Annotated in this window: 19 protein-coding genes, 1 tRNA gene and 1 pseudogene; 9 read left to right on the top strand and 12 right to left on the bottom strand. The window is 61.6% G+C overall.

Annotation, left to right across the window (positions count from 1 at the left end):
- Positions 1-56: 56 nt before the first annotated feature.
- The 5 genes from VSX56_RS17595 to VSX56_RS17575 all read right to left on the bottom strand — a co-directional run bounded on the left by VSX56_RS17595 (position 57) and on the right by VSX56_RS17575 (position 5,507).
- Positions 57-1,973, bottom strand: coding sequence for a methyl-accepting chemotaxis protein (locus VSX56_RS17595; protein ID WP_350938963.1), 1,917 nt, complete (start codon positions 1,971-1,973; stop codon positions 57-59).
- A gap of 689 nt (positions 1,974-2,662) precedes the next feature.
- Positions 2,663-2,914 (bottom strand): DUF6455 family protein, encoded by a 252-nt coding sequence (locus VSX56_RS17590; protein WP_339114786.1) that lies wholly within the window; start codon positions 2,912-2,914, stop codon positions 2,663-2,665.
- A 70-nt stretch (positions 2,915-2,984) separates the two neighbouring features.
- On the bottom strand, positions 2,985-3,290 hold the full coding sequence (locus tag VSX56_RS17585) for a DUF6455 family protein (RefSeq protein ID WP_339114785.1): 306 nt from the start codon (positions 3,288-3,290) through the stop codon (positions 2,985-2,987).
- Between the two features lie 108 nt (positions 3,291-3,398).
- Positions 3,399-4,658, bottom strand: a complete 1,260-nt coding sequence (locus VSX56_RS17580; protein ID WP_350938962.1) for a DUF2254 domain-containing protein — start codon at positions 4,656-4,658, stop codon at positions 3,399-3,401.
- A gap of 75 nt (positions 4,659-4,733) precedes the next feature.
- Positions 4,734-5,507: a M48 family metalloprotease gene (locus VSX56_RS17575; RefSeq protein WP_339114783.1), complete on the bottom strand. Its 774-nt coding sequence runs from the start codon at positions 5,505-5,507 to the stop codon at positions 4,734-4,736.
- 160 nt (positions 5,508-5,667) lie between these two features.
- Between VSX56_RS17575 and VSX56_RS17570 the strand changes: the two genes are divergently transcribed.
- Complete coding sequence (locus tag VSX56_RS17570; protein ID WP_349295829.1) at positions 5,668-5,937, top strand: DUF8831 family protein; 270 nt, start codon at positions 5,668-5,670, stop codon at positions 5,935-5,937.
- A 238-nt stretch (positions 5,938-6,175) separates the two neighbouring features.
- On the opposite strand, the gene VSX56_RS17565 is transcribed toward VSX56_RS17570, so the two are convergent.
- Positions 6,176-7,273: a ParB/RepB/Spo0J family partition protein gene (locus VSX56_RS17565; protein WP_350938961.1), complete on the bottom strand. Its 1,098-nt coding sequence runs from the start codon at positions 7,271-7,273 to the stop codon at positions 6,176-6,178.
- 2 nt (positions 7,274-7,275) lie between these two features.
- Entirely contained in the window at positions 7,276-8,691 is a 1,416-nt protein-coding gene (locus tag VSX56_RS17560; protein ID WP_350938960.1) for an AAA family ATPase, read from the bottom strand.
- An 11-nt stretch (positions 8,692-8,702) separates the two neighbouring features.
- Between VSX56_RS17560 and VSX56_RS17555 the strand changes: the two genes are divergently transcribed.
- The 3 genes from VSX56_RS17555 to VSX56_RS17545 all read left to right on the top strand — a co-directional run bounded on the left by VSX56_RS17555 (position 8,703) and on the right by VSX56_RS17545 (position 11,697).
- Positions 8,703-8,885 carry a hypothetical protein gene (locus tag VSX56_RS17555; RefSeq protein WP_339114780.1) on the top strand — a complete coding sequence of 61 codons (183 nt, stop codon included), beginning with the start codon at positions 8,703-8,705 and terminating at the stop codon, positions 8,883-8,885.
- A 384-nt stretch (positions 8,886-9,269) separates the two neighbouring features.
- Positions 9,270-10,463 (top strand): replication initiation protein, encoded by a 1,194-nt coding sequence (locus VSX56_RS17550; protein WP_339114779.1) that lies wholly within the window; start codon positions 9,270-9,272, stop codon positions 10,461-10,463.
- On the top strand, positions 10,447-11,697 hold the full coding sequence (locus VSX56_RS17545) for an AGE family epimerase/isomerase (RefSeq protein WP_350938959.1): 1,251 nt from the start codon (positions 10,447-10,449) through the stop codon (positions 11,695-11,697). Before VSX56_RS17550 ends, VSX56_RS17545 begins: the two co-directional genes overlap by 17 nt.
- On the opposite strand, the gene VSX56_RS17540 is transcribed toward VSX56_RS17545, so the two are convergent.
- Positions 11,694-12,554 carry a ferritin-like domain-containing protein gene (locus tag VSX56_RS17540; protein ID WP_339114777.1) on the bottom strand — a complete coding sequence of 287 codons (861 nt, stop codon included), beginning with the start codon at positions 12,552-12,554 and terminating at the stop codon, positions 11,694-11,696. The two genes, VSX56_RS17545 and VSX56_RS17540, sit on opposite strands and share 4 nt — an antisense overlap.
- 140 nt (positions 12,555-12,694) lie before the next feature.
- Here VSX56_RS17540 and VSX56_RS17535 point away from each other — a divergent pair, with 140 nt between their 5' ends.
- Together VSX56_RS17535 and VSX56_RS17530 are read left to right on the top strand one after the other, a co-directional pair.
- Complete coding sequence (locus tag VSX56_RS17535; protein WP_350938958.1) at positions 12,695-13,657, top strand: 2-hydroxyacid dehydrogenase; 963 nt, start codon at positions 12,695-12,697, stop codon at positions 13,655-13,657.
- Entirely contained in the window at positions 13,644-14,684 is a 1,041-nt protein-coding gene (locus VSX56_RS17530) for a DUF475 domain-containing protein (protein WP_350938957.1), read from the top strand. Before VSX56_RS17535 ends, VSX56_RS17530 begins: the two co-directional genes overlap by 14 nt.
- A 52-nt stretch (positions 14,685-14,736) precedes the next feature.
- On the opposite strand, the gene VSX56_RS17525 is transcribed toward VSX56_RS17530, so the two are convergent.
- Entirely contained in the window at positions 14,737-15,351 is a 615-nt protein-coding gene (locus VSX56_RS17525; RefSeq protein WP_350938956.1) for a trimeric intracellular cation channel family protein, read from the bottom strand.
- A 207-nt stretch (positions 15,352-15,558) separates the two neighbouring features.
- Here VSX56_RS17525 and VSX56_RS17520 point away from each other — a divergent pair, with 207 nt between their 5' ends.
- On the top strand, positions 15,559-15,918 hold the full coding sequence (locus VSX56_RS17520) for a cupin domain-containing protein (protein WP_339114773.1): 360 nt from the start codon (positions 15,559-15,561) through the stop codon (positions 15,916-15,918).
- Positions 15,919-16,017: 99 nt separating this feature from the next.
- On the opposite strand, the gene VSX56_RS17515 is transcribed toward VSX56_RS17520, so the two are convergent.
- Positions 16,018-17,205 carry a BaiN/RdsA family NAD(P)/FAD-dependent oxidoreductase gene (locus VSX56_RS17515; protein WP_339114772.1) on the bottom strand — a complete coding sequence of 396 codons (1,188 nt, stop codon included), beginning with the start codon at positions 17,203-17,205 and terminating at the stop codon, positions 16,018-16,020.
- A 103-nt stretch (positions 17,206-17,308) separates the two neighbouring features.
- On the opposite strand from VSX56_RS17515, the gene VSX56_RS17510 reads away from it, so the two are divergent.
- Together VSX56_RS17510 and VSX56_RS17505 are read left to right on the top strand one after the other, a co-directional pair.
- Positions 17,309-17,383: transfer RNA gene (locus tag VSX56_RS17510), tRNA-Gln, on the top strand.
- 356 nt (positions 17,384-17,739) lie between these two features.
- Positions 17,740-18,525 (top strand): IS110 family transposase, encoded by a 786-nt coding sequence (locus VSX56_RS17505; protein WP_350938955.1) that lies wholly within the window; start codon positions 17,740-17,742, stop codon positions 18,523-18,525.
- 121 nt (positions 18,526-18,646) lie between these two features.
- On the opposite strand, the gene VSX56_RS17500 is transcribed toward VSX56_RS17505, so the two are convergent.
- A complete protein-coding gene (locus tag VSX56_RS17500; protein WP_350938954.1) occupies positions 18,647-18,949 on the bottom strand; it encodes a hypothetical protein in 303 nt (100 codons plus the stop codon).
- 34 nt (positions 18,950-18,983) lie between these two features.
- Positions 18,984-19,201 (bottom strand): annotated as a pseudogene (locus VSX56_RS17495) (transposase); the annotation flags it as partial.

The following is a 19,201-nucleotide window of genomic DNA, read 5'->3' as shown; positions in this document are numbered from 1 at the left end:
ACGGGCCGCAATAATGCGACCCGTTTTCGTAGCGATTGGAGAGGACGGAAAGACGCTCAGGCGACGTGGCGCACCGGCGCCTCGTCGTCGCCCTCCAGGCGGAACACCGACACTTCCTGCTTCAGCGCGACCGTCTCGCTCGACATGGCCTGCACCGCGGCCGAATTCTGCTCGAACATCGCGGCATTCTGCTGGGTCACCTGATCGAGCTGGTTGATCGCATTGGTGATCTCGGCCACACCTGCCGCCTGTTCCGACGCGCCCGCCTCGATCGAACGGACCATCCCGTCCACCTCGCGGATCAGCGCCTCGATCTGGCTCAGCGCCTGCGACGAGCGGTTGGTCTGCTCCACACCCGAGCGCACCTGCACCTCGGAGGTCGACAGAAGCTGCGAGATATCGCGTGCCGCCTCCGACGAGCGCTGCGCCAGCGCCCGCACCTCGGAGGCAACCACGGCAAAGCCGCGCCCCGCCTCGCCCGCACGCGCCGCCTCGACCCCCGCATTCAGCGCCAGAAGATTGGTCTGGAAGGCGATATCGTCGATGACGCTGGTGATCCGGTTGATCTGCTCGGAGCTTTTCTCGATCTCGGCCATCGCCGAGACCGTATCCTGCACCACATGCTGACCGTCACTGGCCGTCTGCAATGTGCGGCCCACTGCCGCCGAGGCATTCCGGGCATTCTCCAGCGCGTTCGACACCGAGGACGACATCTGGTTCATCGCCGCCGCCGTCTCCTCAAGCGAGGCGGCCTGCGTCTCGGTGCGCCGTCCCAGCTCGGAGGAGGCCTGATCGATCTGCATCGTCTCGGCCTCGAGACGGAAGGCGCTCGCGCGGATCGCCCCCGCCATCTGCGCCATATTCTCGATCGCCGCGTTGAAATCGCGCCGCAGCCCTTCATAGGAGTCGGGGAAGGTCTCGCGCAAAACAACCGTCAGATCGCCGCGCGACATGCCCGAAAGCGCCTGTCCCAGCTCGCGCACCACACGCGCCTGCTCGTCCATCTGGCGCTTGCGCTCGTCTTCCGCCGCCTGACGGGTCGCCTCGGCCTCCTCGCGCAAACGGTCCTCCTTCTCACGCGCCTCGCGCTCGGCCACCACCTGCATCTCGCGCAGCTCGGCCTGCTTGTGCATCGCCTCTTCCTCGGCCCGGAACCGCTCGACCTCGGCATCGGCCTGCAGCCGGTCCAGTTCGGCCTTCTCGATCAGCGCCACGCGGAACCCCTCGATGGCGCGCGCCATTGCCCCGATCTCGGATTTTCCATTGGTATAGGGGACCGGCGTTTCGGTATCACCCGCGCCCATGCTCTCCATCCGGCCTTTGATATTGGTAATCTGGCGGACAATGTCCCGCGCGATCAGCCCCGCAACCAGTGCCAGCGCCGCAAGCATAACGCCCATCGTCACAAGGCTCAGCAACCGCAGATGCGACAGTGAGGCGGTGATATCGGAGACATAGGAGCCGGTGCCGACAATCCAGTTCCAGTCGGGGAACAGCGTCACATAGCCGAATTTCGCCTCCGTCTCGCCGGTCTCGGGATTATTGAAATAATAGATCAGCTTGCCTCCGCCCTCGGCCTGCGCGATCCGTCCCATCTCGGCAAACACCTTGGTGCCCTTCACATCCGTGTAGCCCGCCTGGCTCTTGCCGATCCATTCGGGCTTATAGGGGTGGAACTGGTAGACCATATCGGTGCCGAATCCGAAGAAATACCCGTTATCGGCAAAATGCAGCCTCGACAGCTCCTCGCGCCCCAGCGCCTGCGCCTCGGACAGGTCCATCCTGCCCGCCGTCACATCTCCCTGCAACCGCTCGAGGATACTGACCGCCGTCTGCGTCACATCGCGCAGATGCTGCTCGCGCATGTCATACGCGTTATCTACCGAGAATTTCAAAAGAAGCTCGGACGTGCCGAACAATGCCAATGCTGCCAAAAGCACGATCCCGTAAAGGCGCGCTTTCAATGTTTTCACCCAAGCCACTTGATACATCCCGTCTGCAAACCAATCGGCCACAAACCTGACGGTATAACCTTAAGAGAAGAAAAACGGGCGTAACCATAACCCCGATATGAGGATCAAGCCTCTGATCACGCTATACTCTTTCTCTCGGTCCGACAAAGGCTGGCACGGGGTATCTCAGCGCAAGGTTGCAGAATCGCAGTCTGTCCCTGTCTCGATAGAGACATGCACGCGTGAACGGGAAACTCCCGGTGTCGGAGCGGTAAATTCCGTAGGAAAGGGGGGGTAAGGAGGCGGCGGCTTCCAGGGAGGAGGAGGGAAGCCGCCGCATAGTCCCGAGGCTCAGGGAGGAGGAGGAGCCTCAAGAATTCCTTGAAACCTTTGTAACCTGTCCGGAAGGAAAGAAATACTTCATAATACTCATGGCAGAACTTCGCCACGCGCATGGCGGAGCCATCCACGTTTCATTTTGAAGTATTTCCGAAGGGTTTCGCACAGCGACGCTGGGTCAACCCTCAGTCTGAAACGGATATAAGCGCTTACTGGTTCTCGACCTGCGCGGCATTACAACGTCAATCATCAAAGCGACTCGTATAGCTGCACCCGAAAAGCCGGGCCGTAAAACCGGTCAGTGCTGCACAGGCGTCATTTTCACTTGCTGCATAATTTATAGCCGACAAATAAAAAGCAAGCACTATTTGTCAGACATGTAGAAATATTAACACATGGCCGTTGCCACAGAAGGCGGGCGGGCGCTCCTGTCCGGCAGGGAGATAGGACAGCTCGCCCAGACAGTCGCAGGCGTGGCGGCAGCGACGGCAGACCGCCAGCATCTCCTCGAACCGTGCATGGCCCAGCCTCCCGCTGCGCAACAGCCCCGCCAGATCGACCCCCGCACGGCGTGCCATGCCCCATAGCATCCAGAAATGCAGGTTGTCTTTCAGATCGTCCACATCAGGCTCTCTCACAAGTCCACCCGTCGCCCGACCTTGCATCAGCCGGCGGTGCGACGGTCGCGGCCTTTCACTCGGCCGCAATCGGGGCATCCTCGGTCATCAGACGCTGCAGCCGCCCCATCAGCCTGCGGTTATTGCAATAATCGGGGGCCTGTGCCGCAACGGTTTCCCGATCCTCGGGCGCCTCCCGCGCGGCCAGAAACTCCCGACATTTTCCGGGCTGGGAACATTGCGTGCAGCGGGTCACGGTCTGGCTCCACTCGGCATCAGACATATGCCCTTGCGCTTTGGCCTGTGTGAAATCAACACCCACCACATCGCCCATCCGGTCGACAAGTGCGGCATGCATATTGAGGGTTCGGGGATCGGTCATCTGCGTCTCCATTTCGGGAAGGCGACCCGCATGACCGCCCAATCCGGACCAACCCTGCCCCGCAAAGGCGCAGCCCTCCTTGATCTGGATCAAATCCACCGCGCAGACCTAGAGTTTCGCCCGCAGCTCCTGGGCCCGTGCCGCTACCGCTTGCGCATCCTCGGACAGAACCATCGCCTGCTGCGACAGAGCGGCGGCCCGCTCGGCCATCGCGCAGGCTGGCTGTGCAAAGCGCGGCTCGGTCCGTGCCAGCCCCGCCAGCACGTCCTGCAACCGGATCGCCACCTCGATCTGCCCTGCCCCGTCCCGCCCGATCGCATCGAAGGCATTGCGGATCAGCGCCTCGGGGTCCAGCTCGCGCGCCATCACCCGCAGGCAGCGCGGCGCCTCGCCCTTGGGCCGAGACTGCCCCCACTCGCCCAACACCGCCATCAGCCGCCCCAGAATATCGATCGCCGTCCCCGGATCGTTCACCGCAGGCGACAGCGCCCGCGAGGCAATCTCCGACATCGCCCGCAGCCCGAATTCGGGATCCTGCTCGTAAGACCGCGCCTGTTCGATGGTGAAAGCCTCGTGCAACGCCTCCTCGGCCTGCCGCCGTGCCTGCGCATCCTCCAGCAGCGCATCACAGCGCAAGATCCCCACTCCCGGATGCACGAATGCCCCGGGCTGCGCCAGGATCCAGATCCGGCAGCCCAGATCCTCGGCCACCTCCTGCAAAACCGCCGGGTCCACATGCAGCACATGCCCCGTGCGCATGGCCATCAGCTCCCAGCTGCCCACCGGCGGCTCTTCCCATGCACAACAGCCCAGCACAGGGTCTTCGGCGCGCATCACCAGCGCCTCGCGCGTGGCCTCCTCCACCCGTAAGGCCGTATCCTCCAGCCGCCCGAACTCGCTCAGATGCTGCACCCAGCGCAAGAGCATGATGACAATCATCGCCACCACCGCGATCGTCACCGCAAACAGCACCAGCCGGCCGGAATTGCCGTAGATCCCCGTCTCGAGCGCGATGATCCCCACCAGCGCATAGACAAAGGCCCCGATGAAGGAGGCCAGCACATGCTGCGTCAGCCGGTCCGATTGCAGCAGCGTGATCGCCCGCGGCGTGGCCGAACCCTGCGCCGCCGAGAAGGCCGAAACCATGATCGATAGCGAGAAGGTCGAAACCGTCAGCATCGAGGAGGCAATGATCTCCAGAATGCTTTCGATGGCATCGGCCGAGACATCGACCCCCAGATCCTCGGGCACCCATCGTCCCATCCATGCCGCACTCAACGCTGTCACCACCCCCAGCACGCCGAAGGCCGTCACGCGCACCCAGATACGCTCGAAAATCTGTTTGATATGCCAGCGCCAACGCGACATGCCCGAACTCCTTGTCTTTTATGCCAAGGATCTAGCGCATATCCGCCCCGAACCAAGGTCCATGCGGCCCCCCGATCAGACGCCCGAGCTGCGCTTTTTCAACCGCGACATCGTCGCCCGCACATTGGCCATGCGCGCGGCATTGGAGGGATGGCTGCTCATGATGTCATCTTCCGGATTATCGATCCGCTTGAAGATCTGGATGCCTTTCAGCGGATGATAGCCCGCCCGCAGGCTCAACACCGCGCCCAGACTGTCGGCCTGCAGCTCGTAATCCTTGGCCCGCGTCAGCGCGCCCAGCTCGGCTCCGATGGTCTGCGCCTTGCGCACCTGACGGTTCGACGCTCCCTGCGAGGCGATGATCGTTCCCATCAGGACGGCCCCCGTCTGCGAATCGTCGGCCTTCATGTCGAGATGGCCCAGAATATGATGCGCCGCCTCATGTCCCATCACGAAAGCCAGCTCGTCCTGATTGAGCGCCTGCGAGATCAGCGTCAGATTGAAGGCCAGCACCGGCTGCCCTTTCTCGTCCAGCGTCTGGAACGCATTCGGCTCGGGATCGGGGCGATCATCGACCATGATGCGGAAATCGCAATTATGGACCTGCGCCAGCTGGTGATGGCGGCAATAGCTCTCGATCACCGGCTCCATCCGGTGCGCCGCCGTCATGAAATTCTTCGCGGCCACCTCGGGGGGCAGCAGATCCGTGCTCGGGGCAAATTGCATCGACGCGTCGCTGGCATCGGAGCCCTGCCCCGTCACCGGTGCGCATCCGGTCACGGCGCCACCTGTCATCGCCAGAAGGACACAGGCCGCAACAGCCGGTAGCGGCAAAACCGGAAAACGCATGAGGACGGGTCCTTTCGTGAACTGGGCAAAATTCAGCCTAGCCAGCTTCTTCCGAAGTGGAAAGCCCTGCCCTGACTATTTTGCCCATTTTGCAAACAAGGCCTGTATGCGCCCGAATTTTCTGCTGGCGGGTCGCGATTTTATCGGCCAGACTTTCTCCATGTTTACCATCGAGCACGAATTTGACGCTACCGTGATCACCCTTGTCGACGAGGGGGATGATCCACGGGACTACCTGCAAGAAGACATCAAGATCGAATCCTTCGAGGATTGTGTTGTTGTCGAGCAGCTGGATGAACAGACGAATTCGGTCCAACGGGTCGTGTTCTCACATGCGCAACTGCGCGAGCTTGCCGCCTCGCTCAGCCTGCCCGAAGGGGTCTACCGGATGAAGCAGGTAGAGGCCCGCGACGACGGCAGTCTCGAATAAGGTCCAGCCCGCCAGCAGCCCCCCGCCAACACGCGCCGCAGGCCCGCCGCCTGCGGCGCGTTCTCTTTCTGCGCCCGCATATTCCGATAGGCACCCGTTTACAGGAGCCATATTGCAGGCACCGTAAACGGGTGCCTCAAGCCCTCGGACACACCTCTTTCTGCCCCGACCTGCCCGGAAACAAGAAGGGCAGCCCGATGGGCAGCCCTCAAAGGTATCCGTTTACGGGAAGCGATGTTCAGGGGGTTTCCAGCAGATAGGCCAGCTTTTGCATGACCGCATCGATCATCTCGCCATCCACATTCCCGCCCTCGATCTTCACCGACCAGCCATTCGCCTCCGATATCGTCTTCAGCGTGATGCCGCTTGTCAGCTTGCGCACCTCGCGCGCCCGTTCCGCGCGTGCGGTGGGCTTTTTCGGGCGCCCGCCCCGCGCAGGATCGGCCTCCACCGGCTCCAGCTGCGCCAGAGCCTCGAGCACCATCTCCGCCTCGTCTGCCGCATTGGCGGGGTCGCGACGCGCAAGCAGATCGCGCAGCCGCGCTTCCGCCCCGCCCCGCAGGGCCGCTGCCAGCTTCAGCCCGTCCCGCTCCTTCATCAGCTCGGGGAAGCGGAGCATGTCGCCCAGCTCCTCGAAGATCAGCGCGAAAGAACGGATTTTCGAGCGCTTGCCCTTGGAGGCCATCGGGAACAGCGCATCGACCGCCGCCTCCACATTGACAAACGCCCCCTGCTGGCTGGCGATCACCGCGATCCGTCCACGCTCGAAATGGCTCAGATTGGCGCGGATCTCGTTTTCCTCGATCATCGCCGCAAAGGTGCCGCCCATCGCCTCGGGGTCGCGCAACACGGCGCGGATCTTTGTATAGGCGGGCTTTTCGGTCAGCTCGAGCAGCGCCTGCACCGCCCGGAAGCGCCGGTAGCCCGACAACAGCCCGTAGCGGAAGCCCCGCCCATCCTCGGCCAGGGGATAGACCTCGATCGGTAGCCGCAAACCATTGGCGGCAATCGACATCTGCAGCTCCTGCATATCCTCGGCATCCAGCACTACACGGTCGCGCACCAGCGCATCCGCATCGATCTCCTCGAGCGGGATCTCGAGCATAACAAGCCCCGCTTCCGTCTTCTGCCGGAAGCTTTCGGCATCGTTACGGTCGCGCGCGGCCCGTTCACGATCCTCTGCGGGACGCGGATCATAGGAGCTTGCCGTCTCGGCCGCGACCTGCGCAATCGGTGCGGCGGTAAAGCTGCGCGAGGAGGTTTCGCGGCGAAACTCGTCTTCAAGACGGCTCAGATCATCCGCGCTCGGTGCTATCAGTTTTCTCCGTTTCGCCATGATCAGCCCTCCTCGCTCTGGCTATTCTGCTCGGCCTCGTTCAGCTTCATATCCCGCCACCATGTGCCGAGAATGACCTCTTTTACCTCCGCCCATGTCCGGTCGAAAGTTTCCCGGCCGCGGATATAGGTGTCACGGTTGAAATCTCGGTAATCGGTCTCGTAGATCCCGGAGACCTGTTCGCCCGCCTGCCCCACCATCGCGGTGACCTCCTGCCGGTAGGTCGTCATGAAATCCCCGAAATAGGCCTGCACGACATTGGCCAGATCGGTCTGCTGGGCTGCGTCGAAACGGGTCACGATCGCACGCACCGCATCCCATTCGAACCCGATCTCCGGCAGGCCATCAGCACGACGCATCCGGTTCTCGCCATCCTCGATGGAGGCAAAGGTCGAGTAGATCATGTCGAAAAACCGCCCCGTGCTGTCGAACTCGAGGAAAGATGCCCCGAGCGGCACCAGAAGAATATCGGCCGCCGCGAGCGCGTTGATCGTCAGGTACCCGAGTGCGGGAGGCGTATCGAGGAAGACGAGATCGTAGTCGTCCAGAATACCGCCATCTTCCAGTGCGTTGGAGAGCGCATCCCAAAGCGGCCAGCTCCGGAGCTGCATCCGCCAGACCGGGACCTGGAACTCGGCCCAATAGAGGTTGAGCTGCGCCCCGATCAGATCGATATTGGGCCAATGCGTTTTCTGGATCAGGTTTCGCGGCGAAACCTCCAGTGCTTCTTTCAGCGTCTCGTCAAGGGGATAGGTCGGCTGCCCCCCCGCCTCGCGAATGCGGTTTTCCTCCTGCAGCGCCTTGGCATAGTCATGTGCCAGCATCGGGAACGCTGTTTGCCATTCATCGGCCACCTGCCCCCCCATCACCGATGTCATCGAACCCTGACTGTCGAGATCGATGACCAGAACCTTATAGCCATCAAGCGCGGCCGACATAGCCAGATGCGCCGCGGTCGTGGTTTTTCCGACGCCGCCTTTAAAGTTGGCTACCGCAACGACTTTTGCCGGTAAACCTTCAGGGCGCCAAGGTTTATACTGCCGGTTCTGCGCACCTTCTTCGGCGAAATGCTCACGCAGCACGAGAATATCCTCGAGCGTGAACCATTTGGACCCGCTATCCCCGTCACCCTGGGGCAGATCGGGATTGGCCTTGAGCACACGCCGGAGATGGGCCGGAGCAACGGGGATCAGATATTTGCAGATCTCCCAGATCGAGAATTTCCGCAGGCGCTTCTTGCCATCGGGCGCGTAGCCGCGGCGGGCCAGATCGTCGCGGCCGCGGGAGGCGAAGGCCGCCGCGCGCGCGAAGCGGGCCGTGTCGATGCTTTCGGAGAGCTTCTTTGCGGCTTCTTTGGGGTCTATATTGAAATACGGGGGCAGATCCGTGCGGCTGCCGTTACCAGATTTGCTTGCCATGGAACCTCAGCATGTTCGCTGTTTATCGCGATATCCAGGCAACTATCGCACATGATGGGCGCAATGGGAATCGTGCAGGGCGCTATATCCCTGAAAATATTGATTTTGGGGACATACAGACGGGTGTTTTGAATCTTTTAGATATTTTTAAGAATCTTTATGGGCATAAAGAGCGTTTAATAACAACGGTATAGGCATAGTAAGGCACCGCTATACAGGAGGAAGGGAGACCGGATACAGGGGGGATGGTACCTGATTCCGGTGCTAGGGGTTCCGATTCTCAGGGATGTACGCTGTTTTGCCAGATTCAGGTTGCAAATCATGACTCAGGCTGTGGATAAGTGCCTCATTTTCAAAGGTACCGATTCACGGGATCTCGGGTTTTCCACAGATCCCTCCTGTAGCCGGGTACCTGAAACCCCGTCGCGGACCCTCGGGTATCCGTTTACGGGATGGCCCAGAGGTGCCAAGAAAAGAGTTGTCATGGGGTACCTCATGGCCGAATAATCGGCTACATCGCAGACCAGCGCGGGCGAATCTCTGCCCGTCGACACAAGGCATGAAAAAGGCCGGGCAGGATGAACGAGCTAGATATTCCGAAGGACCACCTGAGCGGGTCCCTGCGCCGTGGCGCAGTCAAGAAACATGTGGCGGCGATCCACGTCTCGGGCAAGCTGACACTGTTGCAGCGCAAGCTGTCGAACGTGCTGTTGCTGAATGCCTATGACACGCTGATCAGCCAGCAGGTGCACCGGATCGATGCCCGCACGCTGTGCCTGATGATCGGCTATAACTCGAACGATATGGATACGCTGAAACAGTCCCTGCGCGGATTGGCCGAGACGGTGGCCGAATGGGACATGCTCGATAGCGAGGGCAAACAGGAATGGGGGATCAGCTCGCTTCTGTCCTATGCCAAGCTGAAAGGCGGCGTGTGCGAATATGCCTATTCGCCCGCTCTTGCCGAGAAGCTGAATGACCCGAAAGTGTTCGCGCTGATCAACCTCAATATCCAGCGGCGGTTCACCTCGGGCCATGCGCTGGCGCTTTACGAGAATTGCTACCGCTTCGTGCGGACGGGGTCTTCGGGCTGGTGGAGCCTCGATCTGTTCCGGCGACTGATGGGCGTGGCCGATAGCGATTATTACGAGGTGTTCAAGCATCTCAACGCCAAGATCATCAAACCCGCCGTGGCCGAGGTGAACAAATCCTCCAACATCATGGTGACGCCGGAATTCAAGAAGATGGGACGCTCGGTGACGGAGATCCGTTTCCGGATCAGCGAGAACCCGCAGCTGGCGATCCTCGATCTTGATGACGGGGAGGGGCTTCGCAAGAGCCCGATCTATGCGCGGCTTCTGGCGCTCGGCGTGTCGGACCGGCTGGCGCGGCAATGGCTCACCGAACATGGTGAGGAGTATGTGCGCCAGAAAGTGGATTATGTGGCGGGGCAGGGCGCAGTCAAAAACGCCATCGGCTATCTGAGCGCGGCGTTAAAGGATGATTACCGCCCCGATGCGCCGGAGGTTTCGCCGCGAAACCCCGAGCCCGATCCAACATTGTCGGCGCGGGTGCGGCAGCTGACGGTGATCCGCGATCTGGCGGCTAGCCGCACGCCCACCCAGCGTGATGCCGATAAACGGCTGTTCCTGTCGCGGCTCGAAGGGGCCGAGCGGGATGATTTCGAGCGTCATGGCTGGATGTCGGCGCTGAATGCCGGCGCTATTGCCGCCTTCTGGAAGGAGCTGTCCCCCGATGCCTTCGATGTGTGATCCTGTTGCACCGCGCGAGATGATGGAGAGCGATGGCGCGTGGCTGGCCGACCCGCATCATCAGGCATGGCTGGCCGAGGATGCCGAGCGGCAGTTGCGGTTCTTTCTGGGCAGTCTGAAAGGCCGCGGGCGGTTTGCGGTGCTCGATCACGAGGGGCGGGCGATCCCCGGTCCGCAGGAGCTTCATACGACCACGCGGCTGATCCATTCCTATTCTCTGGGCCTGTCTTTCGGCTTTGCCGAGGGTGCCGATATGATTGATGCGGGGATGGGGTTCTTGTGGCGCGAGCATCGCGATGCCAAGCGCGGGGGCTTCTTCGCGGCGGTGCGCTCGGGCGTGACGAATGGGACAAAAATGGCCTATGGCCATATGTTCGTGCTGCTGGCGGCGGCATCCGCCAAGCGGGCAGGGCATCCCGATGCGGACCGGTTGCTGGGGGATGTGGCCGAGGTGCTGGAGCGCCGGTTCTGGGACGAGGGCGCGGGGCTCTTTGTCGAGGACTGGTCGGAGGATTGGCTGCATCTGTCGAAATATCGCGGGATGAACGCCAATATGCATGCGACCGAGGCGCATCTGGCAGCCTATGAGGCGACGGGCGAGCGCGCCTATCTGGAGCGGGCGGGGCGGATCATCGATGTGTTCATCCGGCGGCTGGCACCGGAGTATAACTGGCGGATCCCCGAGCATTATACCGAGGAATGGACGGTGGACCGCGCCTATGAGGGGGATCCGATGTTCCGGCCCCGCGGCACGACGCCCGGCCATTCGGTGGAATGGGCGCGGCTGGTGCTGCACTATTGGGATCTGCGGGGACGGGTGGACGAGGACCTGCCGGAGGCTGCGCGGATCCTTGTGGAGGAAGCGTTGCGGCTGGCCTGGCGGCGCGAGGGCGGGTTTGCCTATACGCTGGATTTCGACGGGCAGGTGGACCGCAAGGCACGCTATTGGTGGCCGGTTTGCGAGGGGATCGGCGCGATATCGGCCATCCTGAAAACGGGCACCTTTGCACGGGGCGAGGAATGGTATCGCAGGCTCTGGGCCTTTGCCGAGGCGCATCTGGTGGATCGCAAGCGCGGCGGTTGGTATCCTGAACTCGACGAGACCGGCCGCCCTGCGGACGGCCAGTTCAAGGGTAAGCCGGATCTCTATCACGCGCTGCAGGCCGATCTGATCCCGCTCACCCAAGGAGTGTCGCGGCTGCAGGACGGGCTGGAGGCCTGGGCGACGGCCTAGGGCAGATCGCGGGTGAAGCCTGCCTCCTCGGCCAGCGGCCAGTAGAAATCGGGTGGCAGGCCCGCATCGGCACGCTTTTCCTCGTTGAAGGGCGGCTTGAGGGCGCCATGGAAGTAATGGCGCACAAGACGGTGAAATTCGTCTTTTGGATCAATGGCATGGCGGCCACAGAGGAAGTTGAACCATTTCGATCCATAGGCGACATGGCCGACTTCCTCGGCATAGATCGTCTCTAGGGCTGCGATGGCATCGGGCTGTTCTGCCTTGCGGAAGACCTCGATCATACCGGGCGTCACATCAAGGCCGCGGGCCTCGAGCACCATCGGCACGACGGTCAGGCGGCCCATCAGATCGGTCGCGGTATCCTCGGCGGCGCGCCACATCCCCGCATGGGCGGGCAATTCGCCATAAAAGCTTCCCATGGTCTCGAGGCAGGCGCTCATCAAACGGAAATGTTTGGATTCCTCATCCGCCGATTGCACCCAGTCATCATAGAAGCCGATCGGCATGGTGACATCGGTGAAGCGGGCGATGATGTCCCAATGCAGGTCCACCGCGTTCAGCTCGATATGGGCCACCGCATGCAGGAGCGCCTTGCGGCCAGCGGTCGTGCCCGGACGCCGGCGCGGCACCTCGCGCGGCGAGAGCAGGGCAGGGGCCTCGGGGCGGGCGGGTTGCAGGGGCGGCGGGCAGGATCCGATGGGCATCGGGTCGCCCGCTTTGCGGCGGCGGAACCATTCGGCGGCATAGGCCCGCGAGCGCCCCGTCTTTTCCATCGCATCGGCGGTGGTCAGAACGGAGGTCGCGCAGGCGGCCAGTGTCTCGGGAATGTCGAAAGAAGCATCTGTCTGGGTCATGTTGCGGTGATAGCCGATGACAGAAGGCGAGAAAAGCGGCACGAGGGGGTGCACCTGCGCGGATGGCGTCTTATTCTTTTCGTAAGCATGGATATGACCGGCGCGTTGCCGCGCCGCGAGGAGCCGTTATGGAGACAGAGATGAGCAAATCGAAAGTTATGGTATTGCAGCCGTTGCGCCCGGTGGCGATGGCGCGGCTGGAGGAGGGCTACGAGGTGTTGCGCGCCGATCTGGCGCAGGACCGCGCCGCGTTTCTCGCCGCCCATGGCGCGGGCGTGCGGGCAGTGGTGACGGATGGCCATTGCAATGTGACAGCCGAAATCCTGTCCGCGATGCCGGATCTGGAGATCGTCGCCTGTTCCTCGGCGGGGTTTGACGGGTTCGATCTGGAGGGCATGGCTGCGCGCGGTGTCGCGCTGACCAATTCCTCGCCCGCGCTTTGCGATGATGTGGCCGATTGCGCGATCATGCTGATGCTGGGCGCCTCGCGCCAGCTGGTGGCAGGCGAGGCCTGGGTCCGCAGCGGCACATGGGGCTCGCGCGGGCCGATGGGGCTGACCCGCTCGCTGAAGGGCAAGGTGATGGGCATTGTCGGGCTCGGGACCATTGGCGAGGCGATCGCGCGGCGCGCGCAGGCGATGGCGATGGAGGTGCGCTACTGGAACCGCCGCCCGAAAGACGTGCCCTATGACTATGTGCCCGATCTGATGGGGCTGGCACAGCAGGCCGATGTGCTGGTGGTGATCGTGGCAGGCGGCGAGGGCACGCGCCATCTGATCGACGGGCAGGTGATCGACGCGCTCGGCCCCGAGGGCCTGTTGATCAATGTGGCGCGCGGCTCGGTGGTGGACGAGGCGGCGCTGATTGCCGCGCTGAAGGACGGCCGTCTGGGGATGGCGGGGCTTGATGTCTACGACAACGAGCCTACACCCGCCCCCGATCTGGTGGCTTTGCCCAATGTGACGCTCTATCCGCATCATGCATCCGGCACGCAGGAGACAAGAGATGCGATGGCGGGGCTTGTGGTCGACAATCTGAATGCGCATTTCTCTGATGCGGAATTGGTCAGCCCGGTGGATCTGGGCCGATATGTGGAGGCCTGATGTGCTGAAATACTTTTACTGGCCCTTTGCGGTGACGGTGCTGGCCTTGGCCGGTGCCTTTGCGCTGGGGCTGCAATATAGCGCGACGCTGTCGGGCGCTTTCGGCTTCCTGCTGATCGGGGGGATTCTGGCGGTGCTGGAGATCTCGCTGTCCTTCGACAATGCGATCGTGAACGCCAACAAACTCGAGACAATGGACGAGAAATGGCGAAAGCGGTTCCTGACATGGGGGATCCTGATCGCCGTGTTCGGGATGCGGATCATTTTCCCGCTTCTGATCGTGGTGGTGGCGGCAGGGATCGGGCCGATCGAGGCGGTGCGTCTGGCAGCGACGAAACCTGCGGAATATGCGGAGATCATTCATGGCGCGCATCTCGAGATCGCGGCCTTTGGCGGCGCGTTCCTGATGATGGTGGCGCTGAGCTATTTCGTCGATGCCGAGAAGGAGGTCGACTGGATCGCGGGTGTCGAACGGGGGTTACGCCGGTTCGGGGCGGTGAAGGGCACCGAGATCGTGCTGGTGCTTCTGGTGATGATGGGCTTCTCGACCGCGCTGCCCGAGGCGGTGCAGGACGAGTTCCTGTTTGCCGCCATTTTCGGGCTGGCGACCTTTCTCGGGGTCGAGCTATTGGGCGCCTATCTCGACAAGCGCGAGGCCGTAGGGGCTGTGGCCAAGGGGGGATTGGGCGCGTTTCTCTATCTGGAAGTGCTGGATGCGAGCTTCAGCTTTGACGGCGTGATCGGGGCCTTCGCGCTGACGCAGAACCTGTTTCTGATCGCCATCGGGCTCGGGATCGGGGCGATGTATGTGCGGGCGATGACCCTGATGCTGGTGGAGCGCGGCACGCTGACCGAGTTCCGCTATCTCGAGCACGGGGCGTTCTGGTCGATTCTCGTGCTGTCGGTGATCATGTTCGTGCAGACATTGACGCCGATCCCCGAGCTGGTGACGGGGCTCTTGGGAGCGGGGTTCATCGCTTTGGCCTTCCTGTCCTCGGTCCGGTATAACCGGCGGGTGAAGGCGTGACATATCTCTCCCGGGGGTGGCTGGTGTGCCCCTCCGGGAGGTGGGTGCTCCGTCAGTCCTTGTAGGATGGCAGTGACAGCCCCCGCGCGATGGCCAGCGCCCTGAGAATGAACCCGAGCAGCGCCGCAAGAGGCCCTGCAATCGCGAAGGGGCAACCGGCCCATGTCAGCATGACAAATCCCGCCGAGGCGGCGGCGGCGGCCGTCACATAGATTTCGGGGCGGATGATGATGGAGGGCTGGCCCGCCAGCACATCGCGGAATACACCGCCTGCACAGGCCGTGATAACGCCCATGGCGGCAGCGGGAAGGGGCGAGACCCCCAGAGCCAGCGCCTTGGCGGCCCCATAAACCGCATAGGCCGCCAGTCCGACCGCATCGAACCAGTCGATCGCCCGCTCGTTCCAGAACCGCTTGGGTGTTTTCCAGACCGCGAGACTGACGGCGAAACAGGTGGCAAGAACCCAGGGGTTATGCACCCAGAAGACCGGCGCGTCGATCAGCAGATCACGTAATGTGCCGCCGCCAATGCCGGTGATCGCTGCAAAAAAGGCAAATGTCACAAGTGTCTGCCTTGCCTTTGCGGCCGCCAGCGCGCCGGAGGCCGCAAACACGGCAATGCCGGCGATATCAAGCCAGAACAGGGCGGTATAGGCGAGCGGTGTCATCAGGGGCTCCGGTAGGTGCAGAAGTTTCGGGCTGGCAGGTCATCCGGACTATAGGGTTTTTAAACAGCTTATGTACCGGTCTTTTGCGGTTATTTTATGGGCATATATCTTGGTGGCGTGAGGCGGACTGATCCGTCAGATCGTGCTTGCGCTGGCGCACGCGCTCATCGAAACTGCGCTATCTTTTCTGCTTTCAGGACACTCTCGATGATCGATTTCCAACGTTTTCCCGATGCGCTGACCACTGATCTCGGCGCGTTTACCCCGCTCGATGGGGCTCTGACCGAAGGGCTGAGCGAAGCCTCCAAGTCTCTCTGGACGAGTGCGGATGGTCGTGTCGAGCTGGGGCTCTGGGCGTGCACGGCAGGCCTGTTCGATCTGGAAATGGAGGGCGGATCGGAGTTTTGCCATTTCCTGCAGGGGCGGTTGAAGGTGATACAGCCTGATGGCAGCACCACCGAATACGGACCGGGCGATGCGCTGATGATGCCGCTCGGCTGGCGCGGACGTTGGGAGGTGCTGGAACCTCTGCGCAAAATCTACATGTATGATTACAAACAGGCCTGATCTGCCGGCACCGTATGCAGGATACAATGCCCGCAGGTCTGTCCGGGGACGGATCCGGAAAGCCGCCGTCGCGGGCGGCCTTCCTACGCATGGAACGGGTCAGGCGCGGCCTGCGGCAAAGCCCGAGGCCCAGGCCCATTGGAAGTTATAGCCGCCGAGCCAGCCCGTTACATCGACGACCTCGCCGATGAAGAAGAGGCCGGGCTGGGATTTTGCCTCGAGGGTCTTGGCATCGAGCTCCTTGGTGGAGACGCCGCCCAGCGTGACCTCGGCGGTGCGGTAGCCCTCGGAGCCCACCGGCTTGATCTGCCATTTATGGACATAGGTGGCGAGGTGGTCGAGCTTGGCGTTGTTCTGGTCGGCCAGACGGCCCGTGAGGCCCGACTCGGCCACCGCCAGCGCGGCGATCTTGTCGGGGAGCCATCGGGCCAGCGCGTTATGCAGCGCCATGCGCCCTTTTTCCTGCCGTTGCTCCGCCAGAAGGATGGCGATGTCCTGACCGGGCAGTAGGTCGAGGGTAAGCGGGTCGCCGTCGCGCCAGTAGCTTGAGATCTGCAGGATGGCGGGGCCCGAGAGGCCGCGATGGGTGAAGAGAAGATCTTCCTCGAAACGGGTTTTGTTGTGCTGGATGGAGACGGGGGTTGCGGTCCCTGCGAGCGGTTTGGTTTTCACCAGTTCCTGTTCTGCAAAGGTGAGGGGCACCAGGGCAGGGCGGGTGTCGGTGAGCGACAGACCGAACTGTTCGGCGATCTTGTAGCCGAAACCGGTGGCGCCCATTTTGGGGATCGATTTGCCGCCGGTCGCGATGACGAGTTTGGGGGTGGTGAGGGGGCCTTGCGAGGTGGCGAGGTGGAAGTCTGTGCCCTCGCGGGTGACGGCATCGACGGTCGTCTCGAGCATGAGGGTCCCACCGGCCTCGCGCAGGTCGCGACATAGCATATCGACGATCTGCGAGGCTTTTCCGTCGCAGAAGAGCTGTCCCTTGTGTTTCTCGTGCCATGCGATGCCCGCGCGGTCGAGGCGATTGATAAAGTCCTGCGGGCTGTAGCGCGAAAGTGCAGAGAGCGCAAAGCGCGGGTTTTGCGAGAGGAATCGGTCGCGGGCTGTCAGATGATCGAGCTCTCGATTCGTGAAGTTGCACCGGCCTCCGCCGGAGATCCGTATTTTTTCGCCAGGTCGTGCAGTGTGATCGATCAGACAGACCGACCTTCCGCTGCGTCCGGTTTCGATTGCGGCCATCAGGCCTGCGGCGCCAGCGCCAATGATTATTGCGTCAAATCTCATCATGGGATGTTCCCTGCACGAAAGTTCGGGCGGCGACAAATCTTTTTTGATTTTTCCTCTTGCGCCTGCCCGACGCCTTAGCTAAATACCCGCCCACAGACAGAGTTGGGGCGTAGCCAAGTGGTAAGGCACCGGTTTTTGGTACCGCGCACCGTAGGTTCGAATCCTACCGCCCCAGCCAACTCATTCCTATGTGACGTTCTCCCCAAATTGGAACTTATTCGCCCTAAGTTGGCAACTTGTTCGGGGAAAACTGATATTTGGTCATCGGGAATAGCTTTAGGCGACGTTTGCTTGCCCTACGGCTCATCATCACCGTTGGTGGTGGGCAGTCCGAATTCGTGAAGCTGACGTTTTGCCAAATTATCTTTTGACCAAGGGCATGCACTCACGAAGGTTGCCAGAGGTCGCAAGATAATCAACGCAGTGCAGCATGCGGCCAGAAGGGCGGAGAGCATGCGTAATTGGGCTGACCCTACTCAAAGGTCGAGCTCCCGATATGATCGCAGTATTGCTGTGAGGATAGGGAGACCGAAAATGGAATACTTCGTTGGCTTGGATGTGTCGCTTCGGTCTTGCGCGCTTTGCACTGTGGACGGTCGTGGCAAGGTTTGCATGGAGCGAGAGCTCCCGTGTGAGGTCGATGAAATCGCCAATTGCCTGAACGCGTTCGGACATCCGATCGTGCGGATCGGCTTTGAGGCTGGTGCGCTGAGCCAGTACCTTTTCTTCGGCCTGCAAGACAAGGGTTTCGAGATCGTGTGCATGGAGGCTCGCCAGGTCAGTGCTGCACTTTCAGCGATGCGGAATAAGACTGACAAGACGGACGCGAAAGGCATTGCTCAGATTTTGCGGACGGGTTGGTTTATCCCGGTGCATATGAAGAGCCGGGAGGCGCATGGGCTACGGGCTTTGCTGAGCACCAGAAAGGCCTTGTTGAAGAAAACAATGGACTTGGCAAACGAGGTGCGTGGTTTGCTGAAGATATTTGGTGTCCGCCTTCCTCGGACCGTTAAGCACGGTAGTTTCGACGGCCTCGTGAGGCCCATGATCGAGATGGATGAAGTTCTCGCGCACGCAGTCATTCCGTTGCTCGATGCACGAGCCGTCCTATTCCAGCATTATCTTGAACTGGATCGACGGGTGAAGCATGCGGCGTCGCAAGACGAGGTCTGTATGCGGATGATGACGGCGCCTGGTGTAGGCCCGATCGCTGCTCTCACATTCAAAGCCGCGGTCGATAGCCCCAATCGGTTCAAACGTTCTCGCAGTAGCAGCGCACTTTGGCCTCACGCCGAGGCGATACCAGTCCGGCGAACATAACAATCCAGGTCGCATTTCCAAAGCCGGTGATCAGAATGTCCGAGCGACGCTTTACGCTGCTGCAAATGCGTTGCTCATGCGAACGATGGCCGGATCGCAGATCAAGTCATGGGGCATGCGCCTAATGCGCACCAAAGGTCGGCGTCGAGCCGTTGTGGCCGTCGCCCGTAAACTCGCCGTTCTTCTCCATCGGATGTGGCTTGACGGCACAGAATTCCGTCAGGAAAAAGTGGGAGGCCAGGCATGACCCACAGGCATGACCCAATAGCCCACCACCTGACCTGAACGGGATCGTCCATCCGGACGAGGTGTGTGGATGAAGCCGAAAATGTCTGCTGCGCAACTTGAAGCGCGCCGGAAAGCGGGGCTCTCCACTACCAATCCGACACATGCAGATCGTGTCCCAACTGATGGTGTAGCTCATAGCGGGCCTCGTGCTGACTGGCGGGCCGAGCTGATCAGTCGCGCTGCGCTGCAGGCAAGCTGACCACGACATCATCGCAGATTGGCGCCAGCGTTTCCAGTGTCATGTATCGACCGCGCTGGACGGTCCATGCTTCGGTCTGCTCCATCAGGATCGCGACCTATGAGGCGGCGGATCGCAGCTTCATTCGGAAAGATCCCGACCACGTCCGTGCGGCGCTTGATCTCGCCGTTTAGGCGCTCAATCGGATTT

Source organism: Thioclava kandeliae, assembly GCF_040297545.1.
Classification (GTDB): Bacteria; Pseudomonadota; Alphaproteobacteria; order Rhodobacterales; family Rhodobacteraceae; genus Thioclava; species Thioclava kandeliae.
This window is presented reverse-complemented; position numbering and strand designations above follow the sequence as displayed.

Excerpts from the sequence above, each read along its gene's own strand:
- VSX56_RS17550 (WP_339114779.1), top strand. The coding sequence starts at position 9,270 with ATGAACGAGCTAGATATTCCGAAGGACCACCTGAGCGGGTCCCTGCGC.
- VSX56_RS17505 (WP_350938955.1), top strand. The coding sequence starts at position 17,740 with ATGGAATACTTCGTTGGCTTGGATGTGTCGCTTCGGTCTTGCGCGCTT.
- VSX56_RS17520 (WP_339114773.1), top strand. The coding sequence starts at position 15,559 with ATGATCGATTTCCAACGTTTTCCCGATGCGCTGACCACTGATCTCGGC.
- VSX56_RS17545 (WP_350938959.1), top strand. The coding sequence starts at position 10,447 with ATGCCTTCGATGTGTGATCCTGTTGCACCGCGCGAGATGATGGAGAGC.
- VSX56_RS17535 (WP_350938958.1), top strand. The coding sequence starts at position 12,695 with ATGAGCAAATCGAAAGTTATGGTATTGCAGCCGTTGCGCCCGGTGGCG.
- VSX56_RS17565 (WP_350938961.1), bottom strand. The coding sequence starts at position 7,273 with ATGGCGAAACGGAGAAAACTGATAGCACCGAGCGCGGATGATCTGAGC.
- VSX56_RS17560 (WP_350938960.1), bottom strand. The coding sequence starts at position 8,691 with ATGGCAAGCAAATCTGGTAACGGCAGCCGCACGGATCTGCCCCCGTAT.
- VSX56_RS17525 (WP_350938956.1), bottom strand. The coding sequence starts at position 15,351 with ATGACACCGCTCGCCTATACCGCCCTGTTCTGGCTTGATATCGCCGGC.
- VSX56_RS17500 (WP_350938954.1), bottom strand. The coding sequence starts at position 18,949 with ATGAGCTACACCATCAGTTGGGACACGATCTGCATGTGTCGGATTGGT.
- VSX56_RS17585 (WP_339114785.1), bottom strand. The coding sequence starts at position 3,290 with ATGACCGATCCCCGAACCCTCAATATGCATGCCGCACTTGTCGACCGG.
- VSX56_RS17555 (WP_339114780.1), top strand. The coding sequence starts at position 8,703 with ATGTTCGCTGTTTATCGCGATATCCAGGCAACTATCGCACATGATGGG.
- VSX56_RS17580 (WP_350938962.1), bottom strand. The coding sequence starts at position 4,658 with ATGTCGCGTTGGCGCTGGCATATCAAACAGATTTTCGAGCGTATCTGG.
- VSX56_RS17570 (WP_349295829.1), top strand. The coding sequence starts at position 5,668 with ATGTTTACCATCGAGCACGAATTTGACGCTACCGTGATCACCCTTGTC.
- VSX56_RS17575 (WP_339114783.1), bottom strand. The coding sequence starts at position 5,507 with ATGCGTTTTCCGGTTTTGCCGCTACCGGCTGTTGCGGCCTGTGTCCTT.
- VSX56_RS17540 (WP_339114777.1), bottom strand. The coding sequence starts at position 12,554 with ATGACCCAGACAGATGCTTCTTTCGACATTCCCGAGACACTGGCCGCC.
- VSX56_RS17515 (WP_339114772.1), bottom strand. The coding sequence starts at position 17,205 with ATGATGAGATTTGACGCAATAATCATTGGCGCTGGCGCCGCAGGCCTG.
- VSX56_RS17530 (WP_350938957.1), top strand. The coding sequence starts at position 13,644 with ATGTGGAGGCCTGATGTGCTGAAATACTTTTACTGGCCCTTTGCGGTG.